Annotated in this window: 17 protein-coding genes; 13 read left to right on the top strand and 4 right to left on the bottom strand. The window is 61.3% G+C overall.

Annotated features, from left to right (window positions below; genetic code table 11):
• Positions 1-37 precede the first annotated feature (37 nt).
• Positions 38-691, top strand: a complete 654-nt coding sequence (locus IOD17_RS01315; protein WP_233683312.1) for a DUF3313 domain-containing protein — start codon at positions 38-40, stop codon at positions 689-691.
• Positions 692-697: 6 nt separating this feature from the next.
• On the opposite strand, the gene IOD17_RS01310 is transcribed toward IOD17_RS01315, so the two are convergent.
• On the bottom strand, positions 698-1,039 hold the full coding sequence (locus IOD17_RS01310) for a cupin domain-containing protein (protein WP_233683311.1): 342 nt from the start codon (positions 1,037-1,039) through the stop codon (positions 698-700).
• A 188-nt stretch (positions 1,040-1,227) separates the two neighbouring features.
• On the opposite strand from IOD17_RS01310, the gene IOD17_RS01305 reads away from it, so the two are divergent.
• From IOD17_RS01305 to IOD17_RS01285, 5 genes are read left to right on the top strand one after another with little or no spacing between them, the layout of a single operon-like run.
• The gene (locus tag IOD17_RS01305; RefSeq protein ID WP_233683310.1) at positions 1,228-2,154 is read left to right on the top strand and encodes an exopolyphosphatase; all 927 of its coding nucleotides are present in this window, start codon (positions 1,228-1,230) and stop codon (positions 2,152-2,154) included.
• Positions 2,155-2,207: 53 nt separating this feature from the next.
• Positions 2,208-3,353, top strand: a complete 1,146-nt coding sequence (locus IOD17_RS01300) for an MlaE family ABC transporter permease (RefSeq protein WP_233683309.1) — start codon at positions 2,208-2,210, stop codon at positions 3,351-3,353.
• On the top strand, positions 3,353-4,138 hold the full coding sequence (locus tag IOD17_RS01295) for an ABC transporter ATP-binding protein (RefSeq protein WP_233683308.1): 786 nt from the start codon (positions 3,353-3,355) through the stop codon (positions 4,136-4,138). Before IOD17_RS01300 ends, IOD17_RS01295 begins: the two co-directional genes overlap by 1 nt.
• A complete protein-coding gene (locus IOD17_RS01290; protein ID WP_233683307.1) occupies positions 4,138-5,055 on the top strand; it encodes an MlaD family protein in 918 nt (305 codons plus the stop codon). The genes IOD17_RS01295 and IOD17_RS01290 overlap by 1 nt, the downstream gene beginning before the upstream one ends.
• Complete coding sequence (locus IOD17_RS01285) at positions 5,052-5,672, top strand: ABC-type transport auxiliary lipoprotein family protein (protein ID WP_233683306.1); 621 nt, start codon at positions 5,052-5,054, stop codon at positions 5,670-5,672. Before IOD17_RS01290 ends, IOD17_RS01285 begins: the two co-directional genes overlap by 4 nt.
• A 19-nt stretch (positions 5,673-5,691) precedes the next feature.
• On the opposite strand, the gene IOD17_RS01280 is transcribed toward IOD17_RS01285, so the two are convergent.
• Genes IOD17_RS01280 through IOD17_RS01270 form a run of 3 tightly spaced genes read right to left on the bottom strand, consistent with a single transcriptional unit; the run spans position 5,692 to position 8,618 of the window.
• Positions 5,692-7,023: a sensor histidine kinase gene (locus IOD17_RS01280; RefSeq protein WP_233683305.1), complete on the bottom strand. Its 1,332-nt coding sequence runs from the start codon at positions 7,021-7,023 to the stop codon at positions 5,692-5,694.
• A complete protein-coding gene (locus IOD17_RS01275; RefSeq protein WP_233683304.1) occupies positions 7,020-8,054 on the bottom strand; it encodes a response regulator in 1,035 nt (344 codons plus the stop codon). Before IOD17_RS01275 ends, IOD17_RS01280 begins: the two co-directional genes overlap by 4 nt.
• A 15-nt stretch (positions 8,055-8,069) precedes the next feature.
• The gene (locus IOD17_RS01270; protein ID WP_233683303.1) at positions 8,070-8,618 is read right to left on the bottom strand and encodes a molybdopterin-dependent oxidoreductase; all 549 of its coding nucleotides are present in this window, start codon (positions 8,616-8,618) and stop codon (positions 8,070-8,072) included.
• Positions 8,619-9,150: 532 nt separating this feature from the next.
• Here IOD17_RS01270 and IOD17_RS01265 point away from each other — a divergent pair.
• The 7 genes from IOD17_RS01265 (at position 9,151) to IOD17_RS01235 (ending at position 17,744) form a co-directional block, all read left to right on the top strand.
• Positions 9,151-9,411 carry a hypothetical protein gene (locus IOD17_RS01265; protein ID WP_233683302.1) on the top strand — a complete coding sequence of 87 codons (261 nt, stop codon included), beginning with the start codon at positions 9,151-9,153 and terminating at the stop codon, positions 9,409-9,411.
• A gap of 24 nt (positions 9,412-9,435) precedes the next feature.
• The gene (locus IOD17_RS01260; RefSeq protein ID WP_233683301.1) at positions 9,436-11,499 is read left to right on the top strand and encodes a hypothetical protein; all 2,064 of its coding nucleotides are present in this window, start codon (positions 9,436-9,438) and stop codon (positions 11,497-11,499) included.
• Positions 11,496-12,410, top strand: coding sequence for a hypothetical protein (locus IOD17_RS01255; protein ID WP_233683300.1), 915 nt, complete (start codon positions 11,496-11,498; stop codon positions 12,408-12,410). Before IOD17_RS01260 ends, IOD17_RS01255 begins: the two co-directional genes overlap by 4 nt.
• Entirely contained in the window at positions 12,407-13,072 is a 666-nt protein-coding gene (locus IOD17_RS01250) for a hypothetical protein (RefSeq protein ID WP_233683299.1), read from the top strand. The genes IOD17_RS01255 and IOD17_RS01250 overlap by 4 nt, the downstream gene beginning before the upstream one ends.
• Positions 13,072-14,103 carry a hypothetical protein gene (locus IOD17_RS01245; RefSeq protein WP_233683298.1) on the top strand — a complete coding sequence of 344 codons (1,032 nt, stop codon included), beginning with the start codon at positions 13,072-13,074 and terminating at the stop codon, positions 14,101-14,103. Before IOD17_RS01250 ends, IOD17_RS01245 begins: the two co-directional genes overlap by 1 nt.
• A 104-nt stretch (positions 14,104-14,207) precedes the next feature.
• Complete coding sequence (cpaB, locus tag IOD17_RS01240; RefSeq protein WP_233683297.1) at positions 14,208-16,106, top strand: Flp pilus assembly protein CpaB; 1,899 nt, start codon at positions 14,208-14,210, stop codon at positions 16,104-16,106.
• Between the two features lie 87 nt (positions 16,107-16,193).
• On the top strand, positions 16,194-17,744 hold the full coding sequence (locus IOD17_RS01235) for a pilus assembly protein N-terminal domain-containing protein (RefSeq protein WP_233683296.1): 1,551 nt from the start codon (positions 16,194-16,196) through the stop codon (positions 17,742-17,744).
• Positions 17,745-17,747: the final 3 nt, after the last annotated feature.

Here is a 17,747-nt window from a genome sequence, read left to right as displayed (position 1 = left end):
TACAGTTAGGCAACTGTCCCCAATCAAGGCCGCTGCGATGAAGCTCACTGCCCCCGTTCTTGCCCTGTCCGCCACCCTGCTGCTGGTCGGTTGCGCCAGCCAAACGCCCACCCCGTCGCAGTATTCAGGGTTTCTCAGCGACTACTCGCAGCTGCAACCGGCGCAATCGGCCAGCGGCGCACCTGTGATGCGCTGGGTCTCACCGGACTTCAAGCCGGAGAACTACCGTTCGGTGCTGGTGGAGCGGCCGCTGTTCTACCCGGCACCAACACCCGATGCCCAGGTCAGCCAGCAGACCCTGGACGAAATCGCCCTCTATCTGCAGCAGGCCATGCGCCTGGAGCTCGCCGGGCGGCTGCGAATTGTCGAGTACCCCGATACCGACACCCTGGTACTGCGCTCGGCCATTACGGCGGTGAACCTGTCACCGGAAGGGCTCAAGGTCTATGAAGTGGTGCCGGTCGCCCTGCTGGCCGCTGCAGCCAGCACCGCCGCCGGTACTCGCGATCTGAACACGGAGATCTATGTCGAACTGGAGGTCATCGAAGCCCGCAACAGCCAGCCGATGGCCCGCGTGGTGCGCAAAGGCCATGGCCTGCAGCTGGAGAATGACAGCACCCAGTTGCGCCTCAAGGACATCAAGCCGGCGCTAGATGTGTGGGCCAAGGATGCGCGCAGCTTCAAACCCTGAATGGGCTCAGGCAAATACAAAGTACTTGCGCACGGTTTCCACCACCTCCCAGGTGCCTTTCATGCCCGGTTCGACGATAAAAATATCGCCGGCCCGCAGGTGAATCGGCGCCTGGCCTTCCGGGGTGATGATGCAGTAGCCCTCCTGGAAGTGGCAGTACTCCCACTTTTCATAGGCCACCTGCCATTTGCCGGGCGTGCAGATCCAGGTGCCCATGATCTTGCTGCCATCGGCCGAGGTGTAGGCATTCAGATTGACGGTGTGCGGTTCCCCAGCAATGCGCGTCCACTTGCAGGCATCCAGCAGCGGAATCGGATGGGTATCACGCAGTACGGTAATCGGCGACATGGTGGCTCCTGAGATCGGTAGAACAACAGCCGCAGCCTAGGGCCATGGCCTCTTCGAGACTGTCCTGAAGTCGACCTTCAGCTGCCTGGAAACGCAGCGACAACCGCCGAGCTGAGGGGCAAAGCGCGTGCTACCTTGAAGAGGGCCTGTACGTTCCTAACGTCGCTTGCCTGCTCCGGAGATGCTCTATGTCCAGTTCCTATCGCTTGGTCACCCGCAGTGATTTTGACGGCCTGGTGTGCGCCGCCCTGCTCAAACACCTCAAGCTGATCGACGACATCCTCTTCGTCCATCCCAAAGACATGCAGGACGGCAAAGTCGCCATCACCAGCAACGACATCACCACCAACCTGCCCTACGTACCCGGTTGCTACCTGGCCTTCGATCACCACTTGAGCGAAACCATCCGCAACCAGCCGGCGAGCAACCATCTGATCGACGCCACTGCACCCTCGGCAGCGCGTGTGGTGTGGCAACACTACGGCGGCCACGACGCCTTCCCGCGCGACTGGGACGAAATGATGGCGGCCGTGGACAAGGCCGACGCCGCCCAATTCAACCGCGACGACATCCTCGACCCGCAGGGCTGGGAACTGCTGAGCTTTATCATGGATGCACGCACCGGCCTTGGCCGCTTCCGAGATTTCCGCATCTCCAACTACCAGTTGATGATGCAGTTGATCGACTTCTGCCAGACCCACGGCATCGATGAAATCCTTGAACTGCCCGATGTCGATGAGCGCGTATCGCTGTACCTGGACCACCAGCGCGAAGCCAAGGCACAGATCCAGCGCTGCGCCACGATCTACCACAACCTGGTGGTGCTGGATTTGCGCAACGAGGAGACGATTTACGCGGTCAACCGCTTCGTCATCTATGCCCTGTACCCGCAGTGCAACATCTCCATCCACGTGATGTGGGGCGTGAAACAGCAGAACACCGTGTTCGCCATCGGCAAATCGATCATCGACCGTAGCTCGCAGACCAATGTTGGCGAACTGTGCCTGAGCTACAACGGCGGCGGCCACGCCAATGCCGGCACCTGCCAGGTGGCCAACGAGGACGCCGAAGCAGCCCTGCGCGAACTGATCGCTGAAATCACTGCTGACGGTTAAGCCTGCACCTTGGCACTGGGCGTGAGCGTAACGACAGGGGTAAGCTGTGGCCCATGAGCACAGCACCCTTTATCACGCCGCTTGAGTCCAGCCGCACGGATGCGCCTTCTGGGGTGCGTATTGGCGGTGACTGGACACTGGCTCACTACGCCAGCCTGGAGGCGCAGGTTCTGCAACTGCGCGGCACGCTACCGAGCAGCGCCCGCGTCGACCTGCAAAGCCTCGCCGCGCTGGATACCGCCGGGGCCGCCTTGCTGGTGGAGTTGCTTGGCAGTCAGCGCCTGGCACAACTGGCTCAGGATGCACCGGGGCTGCCCAGCGAACGCCGCGCCCTGTTACAAACCGTAGGCACGGCGATTGCCGAAGCCGGCGATGCGCAACCCAGCAGACGCCCCCCGGCCTGGCGTGAATTCTTCGGACAGATCGGTCAGGCCGTTGACGAGCTCTGGCAACAGGGCATCGCCCTGCTCGGCTTTATCGGCATGACGCTGGCGGCAATGTTCGCCATCATCCTGCGCCCCGGACGCTGGTGCATCACCTCGCTGGTGGCGCACCTGCAACAGAGCGGCCTGAATGCCGTGCCTATCGTCGCCCTGTTGACCTTTCTGGTGGGCGCGGTGGTGGCCTTCCTCGGCGCCACGGTGCTCGCCGATTTCGGCGCGAGCATCTACACCGTCGATCTGGTGGCGTTCTCCTTCCTGCGTGAGTTTGGCGTGCTGCTCACCGCCATTCTGATCGCCGGCCGTACCGCCAGCGCCTTTACCGCGCAGATCGGCTCGATGAAGGCAAACGAGGAAATCGACGCCATCCGCACCCTGGGCCTGAGCCCTCTGGAGCTCTTGGTATTACCACGGGTGTTCGCCCTGCTGATCGCCCTGCCGATCCTCACTTTTATCGCCATGCTCAGCGGCATCCTCGGCGGTGCGGTGGTCTGCGCCCTGAGCCTGGATATTTCGCCGGCCATGTACCTGGCCATGCTGCAGGAGAATATCGCCCTCAAGCACTTTCTGGTCGGCATCGCCAAAGCCCCGCTGTTTGCCTTCCTGATCGCGGTGATCGGCTGCCTGGAAGGCTTCAAGGTCACCGGCAGCGCGCAGTCGGTGGGCGAGCGCACCACCTCGGCAGTGGTGCAATCAATTTTCGTGGTGATCGTGCTAGATGCCCTGGCCGCGCTGTTTCTGATGGAGATGGGCTGGTGATGGGCGAAGCGATTATCGAAGTACGCGGCCTGGTCAACCGTTTCGGCACGCAAACCGTGCACCAGGACCTGGCCCTGGACCTGTATCGCGGCGAGGTACTCGGCGTGGTCGGCGGTTCGGGCACCGGCAAGTCGGTTCTGCTGCGCTGCATTCTCGGCCTGCGCCAGGCCAACGCCGGCACCGTGCGGGTCTTTGGTGAAGAACTGCTGGCCCTGCCGCCACAGCGCCGCTCGCAGCTCGAACGGCGTTTCGGTGTGCTCTACCAGCGCGGGGCGCTGTTTTCCTCGCTGACGGTGACCGAGAACACCGCCCTGCCGCTGATCGAACATGCCGGCCTGACCCCCGCCGCCGCCGAGCGCCTGGCCCAGGTCAAGCTGGCGCTGGTCGGCCTGCCGCGCGGAGCCGGCGACAAGTACCCGACTGAGCTGTCCGGCGGCATGATCAAGCGCGCGGCACTGGCCCGCGCGCTGGCCCTGGAGCCGGACATTCTGTTTCTCGACGAACCCACCGCCGGGCTCGACCCAATTGGCGCGGCGGCCTTTGACCAATTGATCCTGACCCTGCGCGACGCCCTCGGCCTCAGTGTATTTCTGGTCACCCATGACCTGGATACGCTCTACACCATCTGCGACCGGGTGGCGGTGCTGGCGGAAAAACGCGTGCTGGTGGCTGACCGCCTGGACGTAGTGGCAGCCACCGAAAACCCTTGGATTCACGAGTATTTTCACGGCCCGCGCGGACGCGCAGCCGAACAGGCCGCCAACGGCGCGCCAGGGAGCCACTGATGGAACCGCGTGCCCACCACGTATTGATTGGCCTGTTCACCGTGCTGATGGTCAGCGCAGCCCTGGGCTTTGCCCTGTGGCTGAGCAAAGCCAGCTCGGACCAGGAAACCCACGACTTTGACGTGATCTTCAACGAAGCGGTCAGTGGTCTGTCGGCCGGCAGCGCGGTGCAATACAGCGGCATCAAGGTCGGCGACGTGATCAGCCTGCGCCTCGACCCGAACGATCCGCGCAAGGTGCGCGCGCACATCCGCGTCAGCGCCAGCACACCGATCAAAGAAGACACCCGCGCTCGCCTGTCGATCACCGGGATCACCGGTGCCTCATTGATCCAGTTGCACAGCGGCACCCCGGAAAGCCCGGCATTGGTAGGCAAGGACGACCAGCGGGCGGAAATCATCGCCGATCCCTCTCCTCTTACCCGCCTGATGTCCAACGGTGAAGACTTGGTGGTCAGCGTCACCCGCCTACTCAACCGCGCCAACTTACTGTTTTCTCGAGAAAACATCGGGCGTATTTCACGCACCCTGGACAACATCGAGCAGACCAGTGCCAGCGTCGCCGAACAGCGCGACGAGCTGCGCCAAGCCCTGCAACAGATGACCAGCGCCAGCCAGGAAGCCGCCGACCTGATGCGCAACGCCAACCAACTGCTCGGCGGGCCAGGCCGTGAAGCGGTGGACAGCGCCAGCCGCCTGATGGCCTCGCTGGAGCGCAGCAGCAACAGCGTCGAACGCTTGTTAGCGGATAACCACAGTACCCTCAACAACGGCATGCAAGGCCTCGGCGAACTGGGCCCGACCATTGTCGAACTGCGCGAAACCCTCAGCGCCCTGCGCTCCTTCGCCCGCCGCCTGGAAGAAGACCCGACCGGCTACCTGCTGCGCAGCGATACCATCAAGGAGTTCCAGCCATGAGCCGACTACGCCTGCTCGCCACCCTGCTGCTGATCGGCAGCCTGAGCGCCTGCTCGATCTTGCCGAAAAGCCAGGTGCTGAGCATCTACCGCCTGCCGGCCAGCAGCCTGCCCAGCCACAACGTCAGCGCCAATTGGGCCTTGCGCGTGAACAAGCCCTACAGCAGCCAGTTGCTCGATAGCACACGGATTGCCGTACTACCGCCAGGCGACCAGATCAGTGCCTACCAGGGCGTACGCTGGAGCGACCGTGCACCGCTGCTGCTGCGCGACCGACTGATCGACGCCTTCCTCGACGACGGCCGGCTCAAAGCCGTCAGCAGTGATGACAGCCGCCTGCAGGCCGACCTCGAACTGGACGGTGACCTGCGCGCCTTCCACAGCGAATACCAGAACGGCCGCCCAGCCGCGCGTATCCTGTTCGAGGCGCGCCTGGTCGAGAGTGGCAGCCTGCGCATCCTCGCCAGCCGGCGCTTCGAAGTCAGCCAGACAGCCAGCGACACCTCGTTACCCGCAGTGGTCAATGCCTTCGGCCAGGCCGGCGACCAGTTGGCTCGCGACGTGCTGGAATGGACCCTGAATCAGGGGCAGACGGCATACACCCGCACAATCAATTGAGCGGCAGTGGCAATGGCGTCTAGAGCTCAGCGGAGCGTGGCAGCACCAAGGTAAATAGCGCTCCACCACCCTCAGCATTGCATACGGTTAACGAGCCGCCATGCCATTGCGCCAGGGCGCGGGCAATCGACAGGCCCAGACCGGTGCCGGCAATACTGCGTGTGCCCTGCGCACGGTAGAAACGTTCGAATACCCGTTCACGGTCGTCATCGGTCAGGCCGGGGCCAAAATCGCGTACGCTGCAGTACAGGTGCTCCTCACGCAGCTCCACAGCCAGCTCGATAGGACTGCCGGGCGGGCTGTATTTATCGGCGTTGGACAGCAGGTTGCAGAGAATTTCCACGCACCACAGGCGATCGCAACTGATCGGCAACGGCCCCTCACCCGCCTCACGCCAGTCCACCCGCACGGGCCGCGCGCTGAGCATCTCATCCAGACGAGCCATGGCCTCGGCTAACACATCGCGCCAATCATGCACGAGCAGCTCCAATGAGGAGGCACGTGTGCTGCTCTCCATTGCATCATCCTGGCGGACGCCATCCAGCACCCGGCTGATCAGCTCGTTCAATTGGCTGACCGAGGTGCGCATGCGTTGCACGCGCTGGGTGATCTCTTGATCTGGGTTCTGCCTGAGCAGGCGCTGGGCACTGGAATCGATCACCGCCAGCGGGGTACGCAGTTGGTGTGACATCAGTGAGACGAAGTCCCGGTAGCGCAGTCGCGCCGCACGCTCCTGCTGCAGCGCATCGAGCAGCGTGCGCGCCTGTTCGTGCTGACGACTGATCTCTTCGCTGGCCACGCGAACCTGCTTCAGGCTACGCAACAACTGTACGCAGAGAATCGAACCTGCGAGCAGAATGCCCAGCACCGTCAGGATCACCTGCATCACCAATTGCCGGTGCCGGTCGCGGTCGCGCCCTTCGCTTTCGCGCTCGGCCAGCATCACCTTGTTGCCGATCAACTGCAGCTGCTGTTGCAACCCGATATGGTCCACCACCGGCTGCTCCAGCATGCCCAGCACGCGGCTGATATCTGCCAGTACTTCGCTGTGCTCCATAAAACGCCGTTGCGGGCCTTCGACGAGCATCGACAGGTTGGCTGTGAGAATGCTCTGACGCATCTGCTGTTCAGCATCATCAGCAGCCGTACGCGGTTGCCGAGCGGCCACCTGGGACAGACGAGCGCTCTGGTAGACGCCCTGGCTCAGGGCCCAGACCATGTTCTCACCGACATCCTGGCGCAACGCCGACTGCAGCGAATACAGGTTGTACAGGGTATAGGCCAGCATCGACAGGAAGAACATCACCGCGACCAGCGCGACGCTGCTCAAACGCAGGCGGGCCAGGTTCACTGCGAGCTGTCCCCCGGGCCGCAGAGGCCAGGCAGAGACCAGCCGGCCACCAACACTAGGGCAACCAGGTCCGATTGCCGGGAAACGCCGGTCTTGAGGAACAGATTGCGTAAGTGAAAGGCCACGGTACTGGCGGAAACCCCCAACTCGCGCGCCACTTCATCACGCCGCCGCCCTTCGGCCAGCAACAGCGCGACGCGAGCCTCGCTGGGAGTAAGGGAGAACATCAGACGCAAGGCATCCAGATCCGGCAAGGCACGGCTGTGAGCCGAACAGATGAATAAGGCCAGGAGCTTCTGCTCGGGTTCAGGTTCGAGGCACAACAGACTGACCAGCACCGGGCTATCGGCCATGTGCCGCTCCAGTGCGAGCATGCGCCGCTCACCGGAAGCACTGGTGCTGACGTTCAGCATCATCTGCTGCAACGCCTGCAGGGAGGCCGGCACAACACCGGCCCAGTGCACTCGCCCCTGGGCTGTGCGCTGCCATATCTGCTCCTCGCACGCCAGGCGCTCGGCCTGGGGGTTGGCGTACAGCAGCTGGCCATCGCGGTCACACAGCAGCACAGCGCCAGGTAACTGGGCAAACACCTCGCTCAGACGCTCGAAATAGTAGCCCTGCCGGGGCGCAGCAGGGTCATGCAAACGCCCCACCTGCGCCAGCCGCGAGCTGATGGTGGCCAGCAGCATGTCGTAATCGATGGGCTTGACCAGGTAATCATCCACGCCCTGGCGCTTGGCCTCCAGCAATGCGCTGCGGTGTCCCAGAGCCGTCAGGAAGATAAACGGCGTGGTCTTCAGATCAGGCCGCCGCTGGCGAATATGTTGATGAATAAAGTAGCCATCACGACCATCATCAGTGCCCAGCAGCACATCGCAGAGAATCAGGTCAGGATGCTGGGCATCGAGCAATGCCAGCGCCTGCTCCGCCGATGTGGCGCTGATCACCCGGTAACCGGCTGCTGTGAGTTCCTCAGCAACATCGGCCAGCAGGGTGGTCTCATCCTCGATGCACAAGATGCACGGCGACATACACGACTCCATGCATCACAAGGGCTTGGCGATGATCGTACGCAACATCCAGACCCAGCGGTGATCGAAACGCGGGTCCTGTAATGGCGCAAAATCATCGCGTGGGTACACCACCCAGAGCGGGCCACGGTCGCGCAGGGTCAGAGCCTGACCGTCCATGCTGTGAGCCAGCACGACATCCCACTGGTAGTAGTCGGCAGCATTAACCTCGACCTCGTAATCGTTCCAGGCCTGCAAGGTGACGCTTTGCACGCTCGTGGCCGAGAGCCCCAGCAACGCCAGCACATCACGCATCAACGGCCCTTCGAAGACCTTCTTGCCATCGGTCCAGGCTGTACTGGTCTGCACACGATGCTGGGGCAAGGCCGCCAGTTGTACACGATCCAACTCGATCAGCCGCTCGCCGAGACGCAAGGACAGCACAGGTGCCGCCTGCGCCATCACTTCATCCGCCTGAGATACGCAAGGCCACGCCAACAACAGTAACAACAGACAGAACGGCCCGGAGATGGCCGCAATCAAGCCCTTGCTGCCACCGACCATGGAACGAGCCAGTGCCCGCATTTTTATTATAGTTTTGATCACACTGCCCTCAAATCCAGCTGAACAGCGCGTGCAGCAGCCCCCCACTACAGCGCCTCACACCTGTTCGATTATCGAATCATTCTTACTATCACTACCCACTACCCACTACCCACTGCACACGCAAGAATTGTGATCTATAACAAAGCACATGACCAACCGCAAGGCAGGCCACACCTCTGCTCGCGTCCGAAAAATGCCGGAAACCCCAAAATCGTCAAAAAAACAGCACAAAATTTATAACAACAACTCAAGCGGCCGTAACTGGCAAAACCCTGATTCCAGAGGCTTGTACGGGAGTTTTCAAGGCAGCCCGCACCATTACAGCCTGCAACACCTTGTAACTACCTATCTGAACAGAGGGGGCGCTGTGCGTACTGGCGCGGTAATGTCACAAAAGCGATGAACGGCATGGAACTTTCCTAGCCGCAGGATGAACACCGCTGGAGGCCAATGAGCGGCCACGCCAACCACTTATCAAGAAGAAGACTCGGCCGAGTCCAGAGGAAGCACCATGTCCATCAAATCGCGCGCTCGTCAGTTAGGCCAAGGCATGACCGAATACATCATCATCGTCGCCCTGATCGCCATTGCCGCCATCGTCGTTTACAACCTGTTCGGTAGCACAGTACGCGATCAGGTAGGCGATATGGCCGCCGAACTGGGCGGCGGTACCGCACAGTCAACGGCCGAAGCTCGAGGCCAAGCCGCCCAAAGCGCTGCAGCTACCAACCATACTCTAAGCAACTTCCAGCAGGATGAGTCGACACGCTAATTCATAACCTGCGAAACAGCAGCGATGAACCGGCAACGGCAACGCGGGCAGGCCATGGTATTTGGCCTGCTGTTTATGGGTATCGCCCTGATCGCCCTGATTCTGCTATTCAATCAGGGCATCCTTACCCGTGATCGCGTGCAGCTGGAAAACGCTGCTGACGCGGCCGCTTACTCCCAGGCCAAACTGTTCGCCCGCCATCAGAATCTGATCGCCTACACCAACCGCGCCATCGTCGCTAACGAGCTGTCGATTGGCCAGGTGGTGGCGTTGATGTCCTGGGCCAAGCGTTACGCCAACATTCCGCGCTGGGTCAACAGCTTTCCGGCCTATCAGGTGCCGATCCTGCTGATCCCACCCAAACCGTCAGTTGCCGACGTGCTCAACGTCGTCACCCTGCCGTACCAGATACTCGGCCACGGGGTACGCGCCGTGGCCACGCCGGTGATGAAGGTCTACCCGGACGTAGTATCGAGTTTCAACATGATCATGGGCTTTTTCCAAAAAGCCTTCGCCATTGCCACCTTCGAGGCGCAGGCGCGAATACCCGGTGAAATAGTCAGGCAACACCAGATGGACAGGCCCCCCGGCAGCCCCGGCGATCGCCTGGAGGTCGCACCGCTGTCGACCATGCTGCTGGTGCAGAACTTTATCCTCACCTATTTTGCCGACTACCTGCCGGTCGACACCCTGCTGGAGAAAATCAGGGGCGCCAATGACACCGCCAGCACGCCACCCGGTGGCACCGGGGGTGGCACAAGTGGCGGAAGCACCAGCACTCCGCCAGCAGATGATGAGGATCTGTTGGCCGACTTTCTCGGTGGTTATACGCCCGGATCGATGCTGGTCAATATGGCCCCGGAGATGCACAACAAGACCGGCACCAGCAAATCCAAGGACATGACCGTAACCGGTAACGCGTCACGCTATTTCGCGGCCACCATCAACGAACAGCGAAATGCCTGGCTGTCGGAGCGCACCTTTGATGCGGCCGTCGGCTTCAGCACGCCGGAAATCCGCCTGCCGCTGGGCTTTATCAATATCAAATTCAGGTTCGGCTTCGAGGTTGGGGTGTTCAACAACGGCGGCACCGCCTACGTGTACAACCCGCTGAGCACTTCGGGGGCCGGCAAGGCCATGCCGGTATTTGGCTGGAGCTCGCTGGACTACAGTTCGATGGGTTTCAAGCTCGAACTGGATCTGGCGATCGAGCTGTGCCTGCCGCTGGTCGGCTGCGTCACCATTTTCGATGACGGCATCCAGTTCGGGCTCGGCTTGCCGCTGGGCGGCGCAACCCAACAATTGGTCACTAACGTCGGTGACCAATACCTGTTCGGCCCACAGTGGGGTAATCCCACTCAAGGCCTGCTCGCGAGCAAACCGCGGCCCTATGGAGATGCGCTGCATCCGGTACATGCCGTGACGTACGGCTGGGGCATCTTTCCCATGATGATCTACGGCACCAACCTCGCCGAGGACGTCAACACCGGTTATAGCGGCTCACCGTCATTCTTCGTGCTCGGTGAGGACCATGCCGAAACCGGACGCAGCAAGGAGTTCACCGTGGCGGTCTCCAAACCGCTGACGTCCATTCGCACCAGCGACAACCCCGACAGCCTCAACCTGCGGCCGGTCGCCGACACCTCCAATGTGCTGAATCGCAAGGGGCGTTTCGCCCTGCAAACCGAAGGGGTGGATGACAACCCGCTGGTATTCCTGTGGGGCGATGGCGAGCGGATGATGACCATTTCCTCGGCGGAAACCTATTTCGCCCCACCGCCGGGCCGTAGCGAGTCGCCCAACCAGTACAGCCCGTTCTGGGATGCACGCCTGCGCGAGCCGAGTCAGGTCATGCAATTTATTGCATCCGGCAAGATCGACCTGACCGAGATTCTCAATGTCACTCCGGCGAACGTGGCTGGTTTTCTGTTCGACCTGGCCCGTCAGTTTGTGATCGAGCCGGGCCGAGACCGGCTGATGGACAAACTGCCACCGATGATCAAACCGGTCGCCAAACCGGTGCTGGAAAAGATCACCGACGAAGTGCTGGATAAAGCCCAGGACGGTGTCACGGGAGCATTGCCATGAACCTGCACTGGCGCTGCCGTGGGCAGGCAATGGCCGAATTTGTGGTGATGACCGCCGGTTGTCTGTTGCTGCTGTTTGTTCTGGTGCCCGTGGTGGCCAAGTTGGCCGACATGTCCTACAAGGCCCAGGAACTGGCGCGTTACACCGCCTGGGAACGTACCGTCTGGTACAGCCCATACGGCCAGGAAAAAGAAGACCTGCCAAGCCAGATCGACACCACCAATGGCTATCTGGCGATCCGCTCGGATGCCGATATCCGCAACAGCGCCGAACAACGCCTGCTGCCATTCGAGGCTACCAGCCGGGCCTTGGCCGCCAGCGACATCGACCAGCCAACGGCCAACAACCGGCTTTGGCGCTGGACCCACAGCGGCCAGACCATGGCCAGCGCTGGCAGTGCGGCGAACAATGCCAGCCTGGCCAAAACCGCTACGCCTGGGCTGGCCTACACCATCATCGACACTTACAACGATGTCATGGGCGGAGTGGCCAAGGTGGTCAGCATCCTCAGTTTCGGCGGCGGCGACGGCGACCTGCTGCAGATCGCTCATCCGACCCAGAACTTCTACCGGACCGCCATCAATATCCCTGTACCGATGGCTGGCGGTCAGCTTGGCGGCAACCCGCTATTCGGTGACCAGTTCGCCAACCAGCTCAACGTCAGGGCCAAATCGGCAGTGTTGGCCGATGGCTGGGTTGCGCAGAGTGAAGGGCACTTCCATGAAAAGACCGATGACTTTGTACTCGGCACCATGGTCGAGGACAACCCGGTCTGGGGTGTGCTCAAAGGCCTGATCGGCCTGTTCGAGCCCTCGTTCAATGACGTCAACTTCGCCCCGGTAAACACCGACCCGATGCCCGACAGCGAGGTTACCTGCAACGCCACCACCGGCTTCTGCTACTTCAAATGAACAGACTTTCCCGACTTCTATGCGGCAGCCTGCTGCTGGCCTGCGCCAACGCCCAGGCCGATTGTGACTATGACGATTTCCCGCGGATGGACGGCATGCTGGTCAGCTCACTGGGCGGCAATGTGCAGTGGAACCACTCGCCCATGGCCGGACGCAGTTTCCGCGTGCCTGCCACCGTGGAACAGGTCAAGACCTTCTACACCGGGAAGTGGCAAGAGGTGGACTTCACCGAGTTCAATGGCTGGGAGCAGATTCTGCACATCAACAAGCACTGCATGATGATGCTGCAGGTACGCGCCCAGAATGATCGCTTCAGCTACGGTCGTATGCTGCTGACCAACCCCCCGGCCAGTGACGCCGGCAAACAGGCATTGGGGACTGGCATGCCGGTGCCGCTAGGGGCGCAGGTGATCAGCGACATGCGCAGCGATGACGATATTCGCAAGGGCCGCATGGTCATGCTGCTGGGCGAAGACGACCTGGACAACACCCGTGCCTGGTACGAAGCCGAACTGCTCAGCCAGGGCTGGGCCCTGGAGGGCCGCAGCAACCAGGACAACGCCATCGTCCTCAATTTCGCCAAGGGTCGCGAGTTGATGACCGTCGGCCTGATACGCGCCGACGGCCGCACGCAAATCCTGCTCAACCGGATGGATCGCTGATGAGTCGCCTGCGCCAGCTGGGCCAATCCATGACCGAGTACATGGTGGTACTCGGTGTCACTGGCGTGGCGCTGCTGGCTGCGACTACTGATGTCACGCAGCTGTTCGACAATGTGCACAACAACTACCGCACCCAGTCCAGCGAAATGAACAAGGTGCAGCGCTATAACAACACCAAGGTGCGCTTCAACGAGAACGACTCCGAAGAAGGCGACTACGACGACGGCGAAACCCCAGCGCCAGGTGATACCGAACTGCCGGACGTCGACGCACAGCTTCCCTCCATCGAATGGGTCTACGACCAGAACGGTGATCTGCTCGGACGCATGGACGGCGACATGCTGGTTGACGACAACGGCAATATCCTCGCCTGGTGCCGACGCACCGATAGCGGCGACTGCGTATTCGTCGACGGGGCCGGCAACATCATCTATGGCGGCGCCACAAGCAACCGCCAGTGGGTCGACGAAAATGGCAACGAGTTGCCACTGATGGCGCTCACCGCCGGCGGCAAGGTCTACGGCTTCGCCTACCTGTACAAGAACAAGTTCTATTCCGCCAACGACCGCAAACTGCTCGACCCGCAACCCACAGGATTTACCGCTGCGCCGATGCGCCGCATCGTGACACTGGATGACAACGGCGTACCGCAGACCTCCAGCTATGAATTGAACGGTCGCCTCTACTCGCTCAAGAGCACGCTTACCGCCCCGTCCACATTCACCAATGAAGTGGGCAACGAAGACGAGGAGCTGGTAAGCGTGGAGTTTGTCCTCATGCCAAACAGCAACTGGAAAAACTATTCGCCATGTCTGGTGATGCCCGGGGGCTGGAGCGACACGCTCAACAATGGCGACATTCTCAGTGGCGTTCCGGAGAGCAAGTTCAACGACCCGTCCTTGCGCCTGAGTAACGGCGGGCAACAAGGCGTGGGCGGGTTCGTCAATGGGGTCGACGACAGCCAGGACTGCAAAGGCAAAACCACCGTGACCTACGACCCCGTTACCAGCAAATGGACGTTAAGCAAGTAAGGCCGCTGGCAGCAATAGACGGCTGAAACAACAAGACGCGGCATTGAGGCAGCGAATAATAAACTGAAACCCCAAATGGGGCATTCATGGGATTGGGGAGCAACATGTCATCCGTTTCGGGAAAAAAACTACTGATCATCGCCATCGCCTGCGGAGTGCTCGCCGCACTGCTCGGCTGGCTGTACCTGAAAGCCAAGGAATCGCAGTACCGTGCGGCCTATCAGCCGGCCAACGAGGTAAAGGTATCGGTGATCGTCCCCAAGACCGACATCGCCAAGGCCCAGCCGCTGACCCCGGAAAACGTGGCAATCATGGACGTTCCACGCGACTACCTGCCCTCCAATGCCGTGCTGGCCGATGATTGGGCACAGTTGGAAAACCGCCTGACCATTCGCGACCTGCAGAAAGGCCGCCCCCTGAGCTGGGACTCGGTGGAACAGGACGGCGTGTCGCGCTTCTCGGAAAACGTCGCGCTGGGCAAGCGGGTCAAGACCGTCAAAGTCAGCAAGATCAACTCCTTCGATGGCATGTTGCGCCCTGGCGACCGCATCGACCTACTCGGCACTTTTTCGGCCACCGATATCGGCCTGCAGGAGCAAACCAATTACTCCGACGAAGTAGTGATCAACGTTCTGCAAGATGTCGAGGTGCTCGCTGCCGGCCGCGAAGACGCCAAAGGTCGCAAGTACGAGAACTACCACGACCGCAGCACACCTGACGGCTTCAACATGAACTTCTCTACTCTGTCGCTGATGCTCACCCCGGCACAGGTCGCTCGTGTGGAGCTGGCGGAAAAAGCCGGCGAACTGGTCGCCGTGCTGCGCCACCCGAAAGACAGCAGCGCTGCCGAGTTGGGTCAGGTCACCGTTTCCAGCCTGCTCGACCCACTACCGGCAGAAACCGTCGACGTGGTGCTGGGTGCCGACGGCAAGTTGCTCGGCCGCATCGTCGGTAACAACGTGGTGGATGAGCGGGGCCGCATCATCGGCCAGATTATCGACGGCCAGGCCATCGGCCTCGATGGCAAAGTCATGGGCCGTATCGTTCGCGGCCTGGCTACCGACGACCCGTTACTGCGCATGAGCGAACGCGCCACCGTGGTACGTGATGCTGATGGCAACGTTATCGGCAAGGTAGTCGACGGCAAGGTAGTCGACGCCCAGGGCAATGTCATCGGTGCTTACCAGGACGGCAAAGCCGTCGGCCTCGATGGTAAGGAACTGGGCCGGGTTGAACAGAATGTCGCTCTGGATGCCAACGGCCGAGTGATCGACATGAGCAGCTCAAGCGTTGCAGGCGCCAGCAGTGATGTCAGCGGCAAACTGGTTGACGGCAAACTGGTCGATGCCAGCGGCAAGGTGATTGGTGCACCGGGGGAAATCGTCCGGGATGCCAACGGCAAGGTACTCGGTACCGTCAAGGACGGCCAACTGATTGATGCCAACGGCAAGGTGCTCGGTACGGTCAAGGACGGCGTGGCCATCGGCAGTGACGGCAAGGTACTGGGCAAAGCCGAACAGGCCGTACTCGACAGCGATGGCAAGCCAATGGCCGACGCAGTACTGGTGGCGCGTGACGCCAACGGCAATGTGCTCGGCAGTATTGTCGGCAACGACGTGATCGATAGCCAGGGTCGCAAGGTCGGCACCGTGCGCGACGGCAAGGTTTACGACCTGGCCGGCAACCTCAAGGCCGATGCCGACGTCGGGCTGCGCCAGGATGCCCAGCAAGTGGTGCGCGATGCATCCGGCAAGGTACTCGGTACAGTACGTGGAGACACCGTCTACGATGCGTCCGGCAAAGCCATCGGCAAGGTGGTCGACGGCAAAGTGGTGGACAACAACGGCAACGTGCTGGCTCGTGGCGTCAGCATCGGCGTGGAAACCCCAAGGGATACACCCGTCAGCGCGACTCGCCGCGATACCACGCGGATGATCCAGTTTATCCCCGGCGGTACCGGCAAACAGGGTGTGCTGCCCATCCAGACACTGCGGCTGGAATAAGCACTTCCCCGCTGCCCCTCTTCCAGCCGGATAAGGGGCGGACAAAACCATAACAAGACAAATTCGTACAGATCAGGGCGGGACACGATGCGATTTTTAGTAGGAATGCTGGCAACCCTGTGCCTGAGCTTTGCCGCTCAGGCCAACGTACTTCCCACCGCACTGCTGCTCTACGATGGCGATGTACGGGTGCTCAAGGCGCCGGGGGTCGAGCGCGTGGCAGTGGGCAATGTCGAGCTGATCAGCGCCACTCTGCTGAAAAACGAGGAAATCGTTCTCACTGCCCAGCAGGATGGCGAAACCACCATGCTGATCTGGTTCGAGGATGGCAGCCGCGAGCAGATGAGCGTGGTGGTGGCCAAAGCGAACGGCTATCGCCAGTTGCCGGAACTGCGCGCCTTGCTGAGCAGCATTCCCGGTGCACGCCTGCGTACGGTAGGCCGCCAGGTGGTGATCGAAGGACGGGTCAGTGCCACGCAACTGGTGCAGATCAAGGACGCAGCCAAGCCTTATGGCGACAACGTGATTGTCCTCGCCGAGGAGCAGCAAGGCGCGGCCAGCAAGTCCGACGCCCTCGAAGTGCTGAGCGAGGTACAAGCCATGCTCGGCAATATCCCCGGCATCAGCATCAAGGCCGTCGGCCGGCAGATCGTCATCGACGGCAGCCTCGACGCGGTAGACATGACGCGCATCGAGGTGGTCAAGCAGAGCTACCCGGACGTCATGGTGCTGGCCCAGCCGACCTCCGAATACGACGCGCCGATGGTTTATTTCGATGTGCGCGTGACCGAGTTCTCCAAGGACTACACCGAAAGCCTGGGCATTATCTGGGATGACCAGATCAATGGCCCAAGTTGGTCGCTCGCCTCTGACCAGCGTAATAACAAATACTTCCGTGGCCAGTTCCCCTCGACCAACTCTACGCTTAGCCCCATCAATAGCCTGCCTCCCGCTGTCGACAAAACCACCGGCCTGGCAGTCTCGGGACTGGCTGCCAATTCGGAGAAATTCGCGCTGGGTACTGTGGGCTACTGGGGTATAGCCACCGAAATCACCTCGCGTATCAACCTGCTGGAAAAGGACGGCGCGGCACTGACCCTGGCCTCCCCACGGCTGTCCGCACGCAGCGGCGGCAAGGCACAACTGACTGTCGGCGGGCAAACACCGGTGGTTACCAGCAGCATCAGCGGTCCTTCGGTGGAGTACAAGGACTACGGGGTGATGCTCAATATCGAGCCCAAGGTCTACGGCAACGAGCAGATTTCCACCAAGGTTTCCGCCGAAATCAGCCAGGTGGACATGGCTAACCAGGTCAGCGGCTACCCGGCCTTCAAGACCCGCCGCACCGAGAACGACGTGCAACTGCGCCTGGGCGAAACCCTGGTGCTGTCTGGCCTGATTACCACGGAAAACGCCTACGCTAATCAGGGTATCCCGCTGCTACGTGAGATGCCCTGGATCGGCCGCCTGTTCGGCAGCGACTCCGGCACGGACAAACGCACCGAACTGGTGATCTTTATCACCCCGCGCCTGATGACCGCCGCCCCGGACTCGATCAACGCCCAGGAGCTGCAGCGTAATGACGAACTGCTCAAGCGCTACCAGGAAAAAGCCGGTGCCATTGAGCTGATCGACTGAGGC

The sequence above is a fragment of the Pseudomonas anguilliseptica genome (assembly GCF_021375795.1).
GTDB lineage: Bacteria > Pseudomonadota > Gammaproteobacteria > Pseudomonadales > Pseudomonadaceae > Aquipseudomonas > Aquipseudomonas anguilliseptica_A.
The sequence above is the reverse complement of the archived record's forward strand: the minus strand, read 5'-3'. Positions and strand labels throughout refer to the sequence as shown.